13 protein-coding genes are annotated in these 13409 nt (G+C 43.1%); 3 read left to right on the top strand and 10 right to left on the bottom strand.

Going from position 1 to position 13409, the window contains the following annotated elements; genetic code table 11:
* Positions 1-48 precede the first annotated feature (48 nt).
* The 4 genes from NPA43_RS01880 to NPA43_RS01865 form a co-directional block, all read right to left on the bottom strand.
* Positions 49-1281, bottom strand: coding sequence for a PucR family transcriptional regulator (locus tag NPA43_RS01880; RefSeq protein ID WP_099726105.1), 1233 nt, complete (start codon positions 1279-1281; stop codon positions 49-51).
* A gap of 125 nt (positions 1282-1406) precedes the next feature.
* Complete coding sequence (pruA, locus tag NPA43_RS01875; RefSeq protein WP_230031257.1) at positions 1407-2954, bottom strand: L-glutamate gamma-semialdehyde dehydrogenase; 1548 nt, start codon at positions 2952-2954, stop codon at positions 1407-1409.
* Positions 2955-2977: 23 nt separating this feature from the next.
* Positions 2978-3895: a proline dehydrogenase family protein gene (locus NPA43_RS01870; RefSeq protein WP_230031256.1), complete on the bottom strand. Its 918-nt coding sequence runs from the start codon at positions 3893-3895 to the stop codon at positions 2978-2980.
* Positions 3896-4056: 161 nt separating this feature from the next.
* Positions 4057-4860 carry a nucleotidyltransferase domain-containing protein gene (locus NPA43_RS01865; protein WP_256499286.1) on the bottom strand — a complete coding sequence of 268 codons (804 nt, stop codon included), beginning with the start codon at positions 4858-4860 and terminating at the stop codon, positions 4057-4059.
* A gap of 60 nt (positions 4861-4920) precedes the next feature.
* Here NPA43_RS01865 and NPA43_RS01860 point away from each other — a divergent pair, with 60 nt between their 5' ends.
* A complete protein-coding gene (locus NPA43_RS01860; protein ID WP_099726109.1) occupies positions 4921-5235 on the top strand; it encodes a hypothetical protein in 315 nt (104 codons plus the stop codon).
* 36 nt (positions 5236-5271) lie between these two features.
* Here NPA43_RS01860 and NPA43_RS01855 read toward each other — a convergent pair whose 3' ends face one another.
* Positions 5272-6228 (bottom strand): acetylxylan esterase, encoded by a 957-nt coding sequence (locus tag NPA43_RS01855; RefSeq protein ID WP_256499285.1) that lies wholly within the window; start codon positions 6226-6228, stop codon positions 5272-5274.
* A gap of 265 nt (positions 6229-6493) precedes the next feature.
* Between NPA43_RS01855 and NPA43_RS01850 the strand changes: the two genes are divergently transcribed.
* On the top strand, positions 6494-7279 hold the full coding sequence (locus tag NPA43_RS01850) for a carbon-nitrogen family hydrolase (protein WP_256499646.1): 786 nt from the start codon (positions 6494-6496) through the stop codon (positions 7277-7279).
* A gap of 82 nt (positions 7280-7361) precedes the next feature.
* On the opposite strand, the gene NPA43_RS01845 is transcribed toward NPA43_RS01850, so the two are convergent.
* Both NPA43_RS01845 and NPA43_RS01840 read right to left on the bottom strand, forming a co-directional pair.
* Positions 7362-7919, bottom strand: a complete 558-nt coding sequence (locus tag NPA43_RS01845; RefSeq protein WP_099726111.1) for a shikimate kinase — start codon at positions 7917-7919, stop codon at positions 7362-7364.
* 85 nt (positions 7920-8004) lie between these two features.
* On the bottom strand, positions 8005-8778 hold the full coding sequence (locus NPA43_RS01840; RefSeq protein WP_099726112.1) for an IclR family transcriptional regulator: 774 nt from the start codon (positions 8776-8778) through the stop codon (positions 8005-8007).
* Positions 8779-8926: 148 nt separating this feature from the next.
* Between NPA43_RS01840 and NPA43_RS01835 the strand changes: the two genes are divergently transcribed.
* Positions 8927-10285: a hypothetical protein gene (locus tag NPA43_RS01835; RefSeq protein WP_256499284.1), complete on the top strand. Its 1359-nt coding sequence runs from the start codon at positions 8927-8929 to the stop codon at positions 10283-10285.
* 38 nt (positions 10286-10323) lie between these two features.
* Here NPA43_RS01835 and NPA43_RS01830 read toward each other — a convergent pair whose 3' ends face one another.
* The 3 genes from NPA43_RS01830 to NPA43_RS01820 all read right to left on the bottom strand — a co-directional run bounded on the left by NPA43_RS01830 (position 10324) and on the right by NPA43_RS01820 (position 13392).
* Positions 10324-11637: an MFS transporter gene (locus NPA43_RS01830; protein ID WP_099726113.1), complete on the bottom strand. Its 1314-nt coding sequence runs from the start codon at positions 11635-11637 to the stop codon at positions 10324-10326.
* A gap of 46 nt (positions 11638-11683) precedes the next feature.
* Positions 11684-12886, bottom strand: coding sequence for a CaiB/BaiF CoA transferase family protein (locus tag NPA43_RS01825; RefSeq protein WP_099726114.1), 1203 nt, complete (start codon positions 12884-12886; stop codon positions 11684-11686).
* Positions 12887-13011: 125 nt separating this feature from the next.
* Positions 13012-13392, bottom strand: a complete 381-nt coding sequence (locus tag NPA43_RS01820; protein ID WP_099726115.1) for a cupin domain-containing protein — start codon at positions 13390-13392, stop codon at positions 13012-13014.
* Positions 13393-13409 lie beyond the last annotated feature (17 nt).

Below are 13409 nucleotides of genomic sequence, written 5' to 3'. Positions count from 1 at the left end.
CTCGCATGAAAATCCGCAGGTGATCCTGAGCACCTGCGGATTCCATGATTATTGATCTTTTTTCATCAGCATCAATTCAATAAATAACTCACATCGCTGACTAAAATGACTCAAATCAATCGAGGTCATATCAAAGATTTGTTTCATTCGATAGTTTAATGTATTTTGATGAATAAACAACTGCTCCGCAGCTGGCTTTAGCTTGCAATTATTCAATAAGTAGACCTCAAGGGTTTTTAAAAAAGAGGTTTGGCTATCGCGGTCTTTTTCCTTCAAACGTAACAAATCTGGATTGAAGTCGTTTTTCTTCTTTTGGTGGCTGTAAATTGAGTCTAAGAAACGGAAGACCCCCAGATTCTCGTAATCATAGGGAATCAGTTCCTGTCCCCCGACAATTTTCACAGCCTTCACTACCTCTATCGCTTCAAATCGACTTGTACTCATTTTCATCACATCGCGATATTCTCTTCCCATCCCAATATACAAAGGGGATGGATGTGAATGCGTTTTCGATTTCAGATGAGCGATGACATCAGCGGCGGTCGCTTTCGGTGAGTGCCGGTCTGACAGACTGCCTAATATGACGACGATGTCTGCTTGCACGGAATAGACGTGATTGACCTTATCTTCTAGCTGCAAATACGTTCTAATGACATCCTTCACATCTTCTGCCGTCTCACTTTTGTTATCGGCAGCGTGTACAACCATGACGGTAAATACAGCCGGAAGTGGAATGCTTAAGTTCTCAGCCTCCCATTTCAGCTCTTCTTCTGTATAAAAATGATCATCCATGACCTTTTTGAAAAATTCCTCAATTTTACCTTCCTTTTTCTCCAGCTGTTTCTTATTTTTATAAATAACTTTTCCAACCTGAAAGGAAGCTTCGTGCAAAAATTGCAGCTCCTCCTGAGAGAGAGAATCCTCAATGTCCTGCACCCAAATAAAGCCCACAACCTCTTGTTTATGCTTTGCGCTCACAGCCACCCGCCGATTAAAACCGAGCTCGTCATGACCGCTCACATAAAAAGGCTCTGACTCCGCGAGAAGCCTTTCGATTACCCCGGTTTTCTTTAACCAATCGACTACAGACCCCGGGCATTCCTTTGAGAAAATCGTTTGCTGATTGACTGGGTCAAACTGCTGAATGCTGTAAGAATTATAAGCAAGGAGCTGGCACTCTGTGCTTTCTAAAATGACTGGTTTTTTTAAATACCCGCTAATAAATGCAATTAACTTATCGACATCAAAAAATGTATGAAGCTTTTCTAATATCTCTTCCATCCCGATTGCTCCCTGATTAAGTGATACATTTATCATACTTCTTTCCGGACAGATTTGCATAGAAACAAGTCGCAGACAAGCAAAAAAAGCATGAACCCGCCTGCACAGGTTCATGCTTTTCCAAATTAAAACATTTCACTAATCGTTTTCGCCTGCATGTGTAGCGCTAGGTAATCTGGACCGCCTGCTTTTGAATCTGTCCCTGACATTTTGAAGCCGCCGAATGGGTGGTATCCCACGATTGCTCCTGTACAGTTACGGTTAAAGTAGAGGTTCCCCACGTGAAACTCCTGTTTCGCACGGTTGATGTGATCACGATTATTTGTAATGACAGCACCAGTCAAACCGTATTCTGTATTGTTGGCTACTTCAAGTGCTTCATCAAAGTTTGAGACTTTTGAGAAGGCCAATACAGGTCCAAAGATTTCTTCTTGCATCAAGCGAGATGTTGGCTCAAGATCTGCAAAAATGGTTGGATGGATAAAGTAACCTTGCGAATCGTCACTCGTTCCGCCAGTGACTAGGCGGCCTTCCTGCTTGCCAACCTCGATATAGTCCGTGATCTTGTCAAAGGAAGCCTGATCAATGACAGGTCCCATGTAGACATCAGCTGATAGAGGATTGGCTGTGGTTTTCGTTTCTGTAATTTCCTTCACTCGCTCGATCACTTGATCATACAGCTTCTCGTGGACGACAGCGCGAGATCCAGCCGAACATTTCTGTCCTGAAAAACCGAAGGCTGATGTAAAAATGGCGTTAGCTGCTAGTTCAACATCTGCATCCTCATCTACAACAACTGTATCCTTACCGCCCATTTCAGCAATGACACGTTTTAAATGCTGCTGACCTGGCTGCACTTTTGCCGCACGTTCAAAGATACGTGTCCCTACCTCTCTTGAACCAGTGAATGTAATGAGGCTTGTTTTCGGATGATCCACTAAGTAATCTCCCACCTCTGCTCCGCTTCCTGGTACAAAGTTGACAACACCCTTTGGAAGACCTGCTTGCTCAAGCTCTTCCACAAAACGGGCAGCGATGACAGGAGTAGCACTTGCTGGTTTTAAGACGACTGTATTTCCCGTTACGATTGGAGCTACTGTTGTTCCTGCCATGATCGCAAACAAGAAGTTCCACGGCGGAATGACAAGCGTCACGCCAGTTGGTGTGTACACGTATTGATTTCGTTCGCCCTCGCGGCTGTTCACTGGTTTACCTTTCGCCAGCTCCAGCATTTGGCGGGCATAATACTCTAGGAAGTCGATCGCTTCTGCTGTATCTGCATCTGCTTCATTCCAAGGCTTTCCTGCTTCTTTTACAAGAAGTGCTGAATACTCATGCTTTTTACGGCGAATACCTGCCGCAGCACGGAATAATACGCCTGCTCTTTCTTCTGGAGAGGTATAGCGCCATGTTTCAAATGCTTTTGCCGCAGCTTGAACCGCTTGTTCCGCCTCTTCCTTCCCCGCCTTTGACACAGTTCCAACGACTTCATCCTTTTTCGCCGGATTGATCGATACAATCTGGTCTTTTGTTTCGATTCTTTCTCCGTTAATCACTAGCGGATAGGTTTGACCAAGAGATTCAGTTACTTTTGCTAATGCTTGTTCAAACGCTTGGCGGTTTTCTTCCTGGCTAAAATCCGTGAATGGTTCATGTTTGTAAGGTGTTGTCATCTTTGTCACGCTCCCGTTTCAAATTATTTTCTCGTCATCCCTTTTAAAGCAAATGCAATGTTTGCCGGCCGTTCTGCAAGACGTCTCATGTAGTAGCCATACCACTCTCGTCCATACGGGGTATAGACCCTCATTTGATAGCCTTCTTTCACAAGCGCTAGCTGGGTTTCTGACCTCATGCCATACAGCATTTGAAATTCGAACTGACTTGTCTGTATATTGTGTTTTTTCACAATATTTTTCGTGAACTCGATCATTTGATCGTCATGAGTCGCAATGGCTGTATAGTTCCCTGTCAGTAATTGCTTTTCGATCAGCTTCTTATAATTCTGATCGACATCTTTTTTGATTGGATACGCCACTTCGGCGGACTCCTTATAGGCACCCTTTACTAGTCTTAAAAATGGCTGCAGCTCATTTAGGTCATCAAGATCCTTTTCTGTTCTGTACAAATACGCCTGAAGAACCGTACTGACATACTCATATTGAGATTTCATCTCTTTAAAAATGTCCAGCGTTTTTTGACAGCGCTGTTCATCCTCCATATCAATTGTCACCATGATACGATGCTTCTCTGCCGTATCTAAAATGCTTTTCATATTGCGATACACAAGGTCATCGTCAATATCTAGTCCAAGTGATGTCATTTTGAGTGACACGTGGGAATTGAGTTTCGCCTCTGCAATTCGCTGAATGGTTTGAATACACTCATTCGTCCGCTCATTTGCAATCTCTGCCTTTGTGACAAACTCACCAAGGTGATCGACTGTTACGGCCATACCTTGATTATTAAATCGTTTGATCACAGGGATAGCGCTCTCAAAATTCTTCCCCCCGATGATCTTCTTTGATGCAACAGCACTTCCCCAATTACGAGCAATATGGTTCAAGAGACTGCTCTTTGACAAAAACAAGAAGAAATTTCTTGTGACCGACTCCATAAAGGGCACCTCCCACTCTTTGTAAGCTATGTCTTTATTGTAAGGCTCATGAGCTGTCCGCTACAATATTTGAAGATGACAAAAATTCTGACTTTTTTTGTGGTTTTATCACAATACGAGATAAAAAAGAGCCTGCCGCTAACCGGCTGGCTCTTCCTCGCTTACGCCCACACCTCATCAAGGGTAGAGTGCAGTAGCTCATTTAATTCTTCAGTTAGATTGCTTTTCGGCTGATTGTAGCTTTTCACCAATTCATGAAAGCGAGCCAGCTCTTTGTCGATAAATGGATGGACATAGGCGAGGCGGTTCTCTACATCCATTTCTTCTCCATCCATTTTTCGTTTGAGCAGCTCATGAATTTCAGCTAAAAGCGGTCCATCCTCCACCAGTTCCTCTAGAAGTTCATGAAAATCTATAGGAGGAACCGTCCGGTAGCGTTCAATCCACTGACAGGCAAGCAGAGGACGAAGCACATAAAAGTACTTCTTGATTCGCACCTGCTCTCCTCGTAAATATTGACTTTCATTCCGCTTGGCCATATTGAGATAGTGATACATCAATGCTGCTGGATAAAACGCTCGATCCTTTAATTCTCTTAGCTGCTTTGCCAAAGAGAAAGATTCAGCATAGATAATATCAGAAGACAGCCATTCCATAATGGATGGATTTGATTTATTGAATAAACGAAGTGCCTTTCTAAGCTCCCAGCCACTCATATCAAGCTCGTCATCAATGGGCAGCTCAATGACATCACGATGTTCTTCAATCGACCAGTACCATTCCTTCCGAGGAACGTATAAAAAACGAACATCATAATCACTGTCAGTCGAGGGGAATCCCCATGCCCTGCTGCCTGATTCGACGGCAAGACAAATCCTTACGTCATACGTTTCTTCGATGATTTTCAGCTCTTCATTGATTCTCTCTCTCAAGCGTCCATCAACTCTTTCTTTAGAATTCTGCATGACTTCTTCACGTTTTGGGAAAATACGAATAAGACATATATGAAAAAGGAGTTGGATCTGATGTCTATATCTCGCATCATGAAATGGATCACCGGAATTTTTGAAGCCTGCCTTGCCATCCCTGTGATTGGAGGACTATTTGTCATCAGCAATGGCTACACACCGCTCATGGTCATGCTTATTCTGCATATTATCACACTCGTCTTATCGAAGCGAGACCATGGACCAATGATTGGAAGTATCATCGGAATTGTCACATCCTGCCTGGCCTGGATTCCGATTCTCGGATTCATCCTGCATATCATCACAGCTCTTGTCCTCATCATCACTGCTTTAGTGCCTGATGAAAAAACAAGACAGAACACGAGTTATTGAAAAAGAGGCCCTCACTCTGAGCGGCCTCTTTCTTTTTTATATAAGCAAATGCTTTTGTAAAAAGGACAGCTTCTCTGTTTGAAAAGCGGGTATGAACTCGTGCCCAAAATACCGATAAATCTTGAGCTCTTTGTCAGTTTCTAAATGGTTGTATGCCGCAAATACAGTAGATGGCGGTGTCACTTTATCAATCAGACCGATCGCCATCAATGTTGGCTGTTTCACCCAACCGGCTAAATTGATTAAATCAAAGTAGCTTAATGTATCAAATACCTTTTCTTCAGCTTCTGGATCACTGTTTCTTCGAAGGTATGAATTGATTTCTAAATAAGGCTGCTCCAAGGCCACATCGACTGCACGTTCAAAGTTTGATAAATAAGGGTAATCAGCCACAACGACCTTCGGAATGTTTGAAAGTGCTGCAGCTGCAATGGCTAATGCGCCCCCTTGACTTCCGCCAATCACGCCGATGCGGTGCTGGTCAACTTCTGGGAAGGACTGAATGACTTCAAGTGCACGAACCGCATCTAAATAAACGCCGCGATAATAGTAGGTATCCTTTGATAAAATGCCTTTTGTCATCCACCCCAATGCGTGCCCGCCTGGTGTTACCGCCGTATCCTCACTGCCGCCTTGACCGCGAACAAGCATTCCGAACGTCGCATAGCCATGCAGCGCCCAGTTGACGATGTCATGAATGCCGCCGTCATAGCTGCCATTGTAGCCATGAAATTGAACAAGTGCTGGGTGCGGACCTGTTTGATCCGGGACAGCATACCAGCCTTCAATACGAGAATGCCCAAAGCTTTGATACGTCAGGCGGTACACTTTGACCCCTTTTGCTGGATAGTCGTAAGGTTCAAGTGCTTTTTTCGGCTCCACTTGATGCAATGCTTCAAGCGATGTCTTCCAAAAGGCAGAGAAATCAGGACGTGCTGTTTTCTTTGGTTTATATCCTTTTAACTCTTCTAGTGGTAAATCGAACAATTGCATATCATACTATTCCCCTTTGTTTTATTAGTTATATGTATCATATCACTGATTTCCTTACTTAGACAGTCCTTTTCACTCTCTTCTCTCAATATAGACGAAACCTTCTGACATTTCTATTGGCAAAGATGACATAAACCTTTATGATAAAGAAACTGGCTTGAAGCCTAGATGCTCTCAGGCAGGATCAGCCTATACATTCATTCATGAAGGTGGATCATTCATGAATTTTTACATTTGCACGCAAACGAATAAAGGAGGAACCGTCATGAAAATCGCCCTTATCCAAATGGACGTACAAATTGGAAAACCTGATGTGAACTTTAAGAAAGCAGAAGCGTTTTTAGAAGAAGCGATCCGTCAACAGCCTGACCTGATCATTTTACCCGAAATGTGGAATACCGGATATGCGCTAGAACAGGCAGATCAGCTCGCCGATGTAAACGGAGAACGCACGAAACAGCTCTTCTCTTCCTTTGCCCGCAAGCACCAAGTGTATCTCATCGCAGGAAGTGTATTGAATAAGCGTGCAGAAAATGAAGACATCACCAACACGATGTATGTGTTTAACCGCCAAGGTGAGCTTGTATTAGATTATGATAAAATTCATTTATTCCGCTTAATGGATGAGCACAACTATTTAACCGCTGGTGATCAGCTTGGTTTATTTGACTATGGTGAAGATGTGAAGATCGGCGCGATGATCTGCTATGATCTCCGTTTCCCGCAGCTCTCCAGAACACTTGTGAACAAAGGTGCGAAAGTGCTCGTCAATACCGCCCAATGGCCGTCAGCAAGAGTGGACCATTGGCGCAGCCTGCTCATCGCAAGAGCCATCGAAAACCAATCCTTTATGATTGCTGTCAACCGGACGGGCACAAGCAGGGACACTGAATTCCCTGGACATTCCATGGTGATTGACCCACTCGGCCGTATACTGCTTGAAACAAGCCATGACGAAGACATTCATTATGCAGAAATTGATCTTCAGCTAGTGGATGAAGTGAGACAACAAATGCCTGTCATGACAGATCAGCGTCTAGACTTATATTAAAAAACGAAATCTTCGTGTTTAATTAAACGTTTGTTTAGCCCTCTTCTATATAGAAAAAAGTCTACCCTAGACGGTAGACTTTTTATTTCGAGTATAAATCCCAGCCAAGCTTGAGTGTGTCCACAATATAATTGGCAACTTCCTCAGCCTCTAGATGATCTGTTTCGACTCTTGAGTTATGAAGGGCATAAATTTCCCGGCGCTCTTCAAACAGCTCTTTCATCTCGTCAATCGACCGGTTATGAAGAACAGGGCGGTTTTCGATTAAAATATCCAGCCGCTGCTTCCAATTCTCCCAAGATAAATCAAGGAAAAGAACCGTACAATGCTTCAAGCAGGATCGTTTGATTTCTTCCTGTTTGAACGCACCGCCCCCTAGGGACACAATCTTCAGCTGTGTATGTTCACATAAATCGACGATATAATCCTTTTCAGCCTGCCTGAAGAAAGCTTCTCCTTTTTGCTGAAACATTTCTGGAATCGTCATGTTGTACTTTTTCTCAATCTCCTGATCGACATCAATAAAATCTCTATATAACTTTTTGGCGACGAGCTGCCCAATGGTTGTTTTACCAACGCCCATAAAGCCAATGAGGACAATATTTCGCTGTCTCACAGGGATTTCTCTATTGTTTTTCATGTTCGTGACACGTCCTCCTTACGACAAGGAATGCTACATAATGTTTCTATTATATGATAAATGGGCTGTGAAAAGATAGGCATTCTTAAAAATTGTGTTTGACAACGTAACCGAGCTGTTCGGAGAGCTTTTGGGCGTGTTCCTTCACTTTTTGCTGCAACTGAGGAATGACTTCTTCAGTAAATCTATGAGTTGGACCAGATATTGATAAACATGCCTGCACCTCGCCATGAATGTTAAAGATCGGCGCTGCCACTGCCGCAGATCCGACCTCCCGTTCATCAATACTGCAAGCAGTATACGCCTTAAGAATATGTGCACATTCCTTTTGCCAGTCATCTTTCTTCACGTTTTCAGCCTCAGACATGAATACTTTTTGCTGAAATTCTTCGCTTTGGAAGGCAAGCAAAACCTTTCCACCAGCACCTGCGTATAATGGCAGCTTCTCACCAATCTTGACAAGATGCCTGATGGATTGCAGCCCTTCAGCTTGTTCAATACAAATCCTGCTTGTATGATCTAGCACATATAAATTGACGGTTTCCTTTGTTTCATCACGAAGTTTGTACATAAGCGGCTTTGCCAGTTCCCTCAATTTGATGGACTTCCCAGCAATGTAACCGAGCAGATAAAGCCTTTGACCGAGTCGATATTTGAGTGTATCTTGGTTCTTTTCCACAAAATGATTCATTTCAAGTGCCTTGAGCAGTCTCGTCGTGGTAGACATTGCTAAATTCATCTCTTTTGAAATGTCCGTTAGCGTCAGCTCTTGCCGTTCTTCGCTAAAACAATGAAGAATATCCAAAGCCCGCTGAACGGTACGCAGTCCCGATTCTTCTTTTGACTTTTTATCAGCCATGTTCAATTTCTCCTTTTCCTTTTAATTTCTGTGTCGACATGAACAGCCAACTTTGCTATAATCCATTTTAAATATTCCATTATAAGAAAACAAATTCCACCAGATGGAACCAAAACAATCAATGCTGTTTGTCGGAGGAGATGTTCTGATGTACGTGATGATTTATACACTTCTGATTAGTTTTTACATCGTCAATCAACTATTTCCTGCTCCCATTCTCTCCTATTCTGTCGGTTTACTGGCTGTCGCTTCGCTCACCATTTCTCTCAAGAAGGCCAATGGGCTTTATTTGAAAACTGGTTCTATGTTTCTCTTCATTGGTTTGGTGTTGTTTTTCTTATCTGACCAGCCTTTGCATACGTTTTTTCTCCATTTTCATTCCATGCTAGGCTTACTATCTCTGTTTTTCATGCTGCCTTTTATTCATTCTCTCATACATGTTGGACACTTTGATACACAATTAAATAAGCTGCTCACCTTACATACAACCAGCACAAAACAGCTCTATCGAAAGAGCTCATTTGTGACGCATGTCCTCGGAATGTTTTTAAATATCGCCACCATTCCCTTACTATATACCTCTTTAAAACCTTCACTGGACTCCCTTACAGAACATGTCAGACAGCAGCTCTATACGCGCAATCTCTTAAGGTCCTATGCGCTTTGCCTAAGCTGGAGCCCTGTTGAAGTGCTGGTGAGTGTGACCATTGATGCAACCAAGCTGAAATATTATCAAATTGCACCTGTTACCTTTTGTTTAATGCTGATTGTATTGATGACGGATTGGCTCCTGTTTTCTCGCCAGAGCAAGCGATTACCGGGTATCATCGAATTAGAGGATACACGTACCAACCCAAAGAGAATTAAGCGAAAAACCCTTCAGCTCGCTTTGATGCTGCTGAGTTTTATCACAGTCGTCTCGCTAGTTGATGGATGGGTTGGGAAAGGTTATTTATTCGCCGTTGTGTTAGCGATTATTCCATTTGCTCTATTATTCTCATCTGTCATCAAAAAACGGAAACAATATGTCGCCGTCTCTGTTCCTCATTGGAAGGAGCGCACCAGTCATCTCTCCAATTATATGTGTCTATTTTTAAGTGCCGGTTTCTTTGTCGATATGCTCCTCGTTACTAACAGTCTAAAGCCTATCCAAGCATTTATTGTCAGTATATCAGACCATTCGATCTGGATTTATTGTGTCATTGGCTTATATTTTCTGATCACTGCACTTTGCGGCTTCCATCCACTTGTGTCGCTTGCTCTGTTAGTAAGCATGTTAACACCTTTCATTCATGAGCTCCCTGCCCTGCCTATCGCGATTGTACTCATTACGGCTGGAACGTCGACGGTCATGTTTAGTCCATTTAATGTTTCCGTCTCGCTATTGGCAGATTTGATGAAGGTCAACCCTTATCGTATCACCCGCTGGAATATATGGTTTGCTGGCTTTTACATCAGTATGGGAATCATATGCGCAACGGTTATCACCGTCATCTTTTATTCATAACAAAAAGAGCTCATCACTGAGATGAGCTCTCTTTCATTCTATGGTTTTAATTGGATGCGTTCAATTTTACCTACGATAAATATGTAGGATAACGCCCCGCCTAATGCGACAAGGCTGACAAATAAAATACCTCCGTTATACGAGCCTGTCACGGATACGATCAAACCGATGATCAGCGGTGTGATGATCCCAGATAAATTAGCAAAAAAGTTGAACACGCCTCCAGCAAGGCCTACCATCTCTTTCGGCGCTACCTCAGACAGCATGGTCCATGAGATATTTGACAGCCCTTGTGCGAAGGAAGCAATGGACAAAATGGTCAGTACAAGCGGAATACTTGTCGTGAAATTCGCCAACACGATGGTACTTGTCAGGAGCAAACCAACAACGACAGGCAGCTTCCTTGCCACATTGACAGATACACCCTTTTTGAGCAGCCAATCGGATACATAACCGCCAAACAGCACTCCAAAGAATGCCGCAATGTATGGAAGAGAAGCTGCAAAACCTACCTTTAGAAACGCCATATTTTTCGCCTCAGCTAAATAAGTAGGAAACCATGTTAAAAAGAAAAAGAGTGTGGACGCCACAGAAAATTGACCAATATAGAGCCCAATCAATTTGCGATATTTTAAAAGGGCGGCAAAGTCTGCCCATTTCAGTTTCTCCTGTGAGGCCACTGTCAGCCCTTCCCCTTGACGAATCAACTCTAGCTCATCTTCATTGACTTTCGGATGTTCTTTCGGTTCGTGATAATACTTATACCAAAAAAAAGCAAATATAATACCGAGCGCACCTGCAGTGATAAATACAGTTCTCCAATCGAAAGTGGTCATGATCCAAAAAAGAAGAGGAGTTGCAAAAGCTAGGCCAACATATTCTCCAGCAGTGTAAACGCCTGTAGCAAAAGCCCGCTCTCTTCTAGGGAACCACGTTGTCACAATGCGGTTGTTGGCAGGGAATGCTGGAGATTCTGTAATTCCAATAAACAAACGGCAGCCGAATAAAAAAGCAAAGCTGTTTGCAAACGCCTGTAAGCCAGTGAAAATAGACCAAGTAATGAGCGAAATCCCATACGTAACCTTTGATCCGAATTTATCAAGAATAAAGCCGCCTGGTATTTGCATGGCTGTATACGTCCAGCTAAACGCCGAAAAAATCAGGCCTAATAATGCAGGATTTAATTGCAGGGAAGATTGAATAGCTGGTGCAACAATGGACACACTGGCTCTATCAATATAATTAATGGCCGTAATAAAAAACAACAGAATCAATATACCAAAACGGGCTTTCGTTGGTTTCATATAAGCGGGCTGCAGTTCGTTCCCCTTCAGTTCTGAATGCACTTTCATAACCATCCTCCTTTGTTTCCGCACTGTGCGGATCGGTTGAGCGTCCTTAAATAACTCCTTTTTCTTCTAACTGTTTGCACTCTTCTTCTGTCAGTCCGAGCATGTTCGTTAAAATCTCATAATTATGTTCACCCAAATCAGGTGCAATATGGCGGATACTCCCTGGTGTTTTTTCAAACTTCGGAATGATGCCAGGTACTTTCACTTTTCCAAGCCGAGGATGATGAACTTCAACGATATTTTCTCGTTCTTTGAATTGCGGATGTTCAAAGATATCCCGAATGCTGAGGATCGGACTCACAGGTACGCCATGAGTATCTAAAGTGTCCAATACCTCATCCCTTGATTTGGATGCAATCCACTGAGAGACGATAGCATCCATTTCATCGTTATGCTTCAGCCTCGCTGCATTTACGGAGAATTTTTCGTTTTCTAGTAAATCTAATCGATTCATCGCCTCTGCCAGTCGATTAAAGGTCGAATCTGTACTCGTTACTAGAACGAGATAATGCCCATCCTTTGTTTCGTAAGTGCCAGCAGGACTCGAATGACCGCTTAGCCCTGGTGAACGTTCGCGTACCTTGCCAAGCTTGTCATATTCTGCAACCAAAAACTCCAGCATACGGAAAACAGACTCATAGAGTGCTAGATCCACCATTTGCCCGGTACCTTCTGGATGTGTATCCCGATAATACATGGCTGTCACAGCGGCAAACGCCACATAGATACCCGCAATGTAATCTGTCAGTGAAAAGGACGGACTGACTGGATGGCGATCTGGAAACCCTTGAAGATACGTAAAGCCGCTAAACGCCGTCGCAGGGGTTCCAAACCCCGCCTTGTCCTTAAATGGGCCTGTCTGTCCATAGCCTGATACACGAATCATAATTAAACGAGGGTTGATTTCCTTTAATACATCGTACCCAACGTCCCATTTTTCAAGTGTTCCTGGACGAAAATTTTCGATAATCAAATCGACCTGCGCTGCAAGCTTTTTAAAAATATCTTTCGCTTCTTCTTTGTGAAGATCAAGTGTGAGGGATTTTTTGTTTCTTGATAGTCCTGACCATCTTAGCGGTTCACCGTCCGCAAAAGGACCAACATGCCGAAGCGTATCTCCTTTTCCAGGGATTTCAACTTTGATGACTTCTGCACCAAAATCCCCTAGAAGAACTGCGCCATAGGGTGCAGCAATCATCGTCGAAACGTCCAATATTTTCAATCCTTCAAGTGGTGTATTCTTATTCATTGCGTGACTCCCTTTCATTCATGTGATAAAGGGCTAAAATATTGCCTGTTTTAGCCCTTTGTCTTCTTTCAGTGTGACCTAAAAACCCTTGAAGGCTAGAAGGATGAGCTTCTTGAGCTGATTTCTTAATCCTTTGGCAGCTGTCCTTGTGGTGTATACAGCCAAATGAGCCATAAAGGTTCATCCCCTGTATTCACATGCTGATGCGAGACACCATCTGGAATAAACATAAAGTCATTTTGTTTAAAGGACTGTTTTTCTCCATCACAAATGACCTCGCCAGACCCCTTAATCACATAATCAAATTCCTCTGAACCTGGGTGATTGTGAACAGAGCTTGCTTCCCCCGGCTCAAAAATGGTGAGACCTGCCATCATATGCTCCGATCCAACCGTATCTGGTGTAATGGTTTGAAATACTTTCCGAATCATTTGCTCTTCAGGATGATCTAAACCTAACCATAATGGATGCCCATCTTTAAACGGATTCAATACTTTAATTTTCATTGATAATTCCTCCCCAT

This window comes from Bacillus pumilus (assembly GCF_024498355.1).
Lineage (GTDB): Bacteria > Bacillota > Bacilli > Bacillales > Bacillaceae > Bacillus > Bacillus pumilus_P.
This window is presented reverse-complemented; position numbering and strand designations above follow the sequence as displayed.

What these genes read in the sequence shown, in the direction of transcription:
- NPA43_RS01880 (WP_099726105.1), bottom strand. Translation starts at nt 1,281, where the DNA reads ATGGAAGAGATATTAGAAAAGCTTCATACATTTTTTGATGTCGATAAG.
- pruA (WP_230031257.1), bottom strand. Translation starts at nt 2,954, where the DNA reads ATGACAACACCTTACAAACATGAACCATTCACGGATTTTAGCCAGGAA.
- NPA43_RS01870 (WP_230031256.1), bottom strand. Translation starts at nt 3,895, where the DNA reads ATGGAGTCGGTCACAAGAAATTTCTTCTTGTTTTTGTCAAAGAGCAGT.
- NPA43_RS01865 (WP_256499286.1), bottom strand. Translation starts at nt 4,860, where the DNA reads ATGCAGAATTCTAAAGAAAGAGTTGATGGACGCTTGAGAGAGAGAATC.
- NPA43_RS01860 (WP_099726109.1), top strand. Translation starts at nt 4,921, where the DNA reads ATGTCTATATCTCGCATCATGAAATGGATCACCGGAATTTTTGAAGCC.
- NPA43_RS01855 (WP_256499285.1), bottom strand. Translation starts at nt 6,228, where the DNA reads ATGCAATTGTTCGATTTACCACTAGAAGAGTTAAAAGGATATAAACCA.
- NPA43_RS01850 (WP_256499646.1), top strand. Translation starts at nt 6,494, where the DNA reads ATGAAAATCGCCCTTATCCAAATGGACGTACAAATTGGAAAACCTGAT.
- NPA43_RS01845 (WP_099726111.1), bottom strand. Translation starts at nt 7,919, where the DNA reads ATGAAAAACAATAGAGAAATCCCTGTGAGACAGCGAAATATTGTCCTC.
- NPA43_RS01840 (WP_099726112.1), bottom strand. Translation starts at nt 8,778, where the DNA reads ATGGCTGATAAAAAGTCAAAAGAAGAATCGGGACTGCGTACCGTTCAG.
- NPA43_RS01835 (WP_256499284.1), top strand. Translation starts at nt 8,927, where the DNA reads ATGTACGTGATGATTTATACACTTCTGATTAGTTTTTACATCGTCAAT.
- NPA43_RS01830 (WP_099726113.1), bottom strand. Translation starts at nt 11,637, where the DNA reads ATGAAAGTGCATTCAGAACTGAAGGGGAACGAACTGCAGCCCGCTTAT.
- NPA43_RS01825 (WP_099726114.1), bottom strand. Translation starts at nt 12,886, where the DNA reads ATGAATAAGAATACACCACTTGAAGGATTGAAAATATTGGACGTTTCG.
- NPA43_RS01820 (WP_099726115.1), bottom strand. Translation starts at nt 13,392, where the DNA reads ATGAAAATTAAAGTATTGAATCCGTTTAAAGATGGGCATCCATTATGG.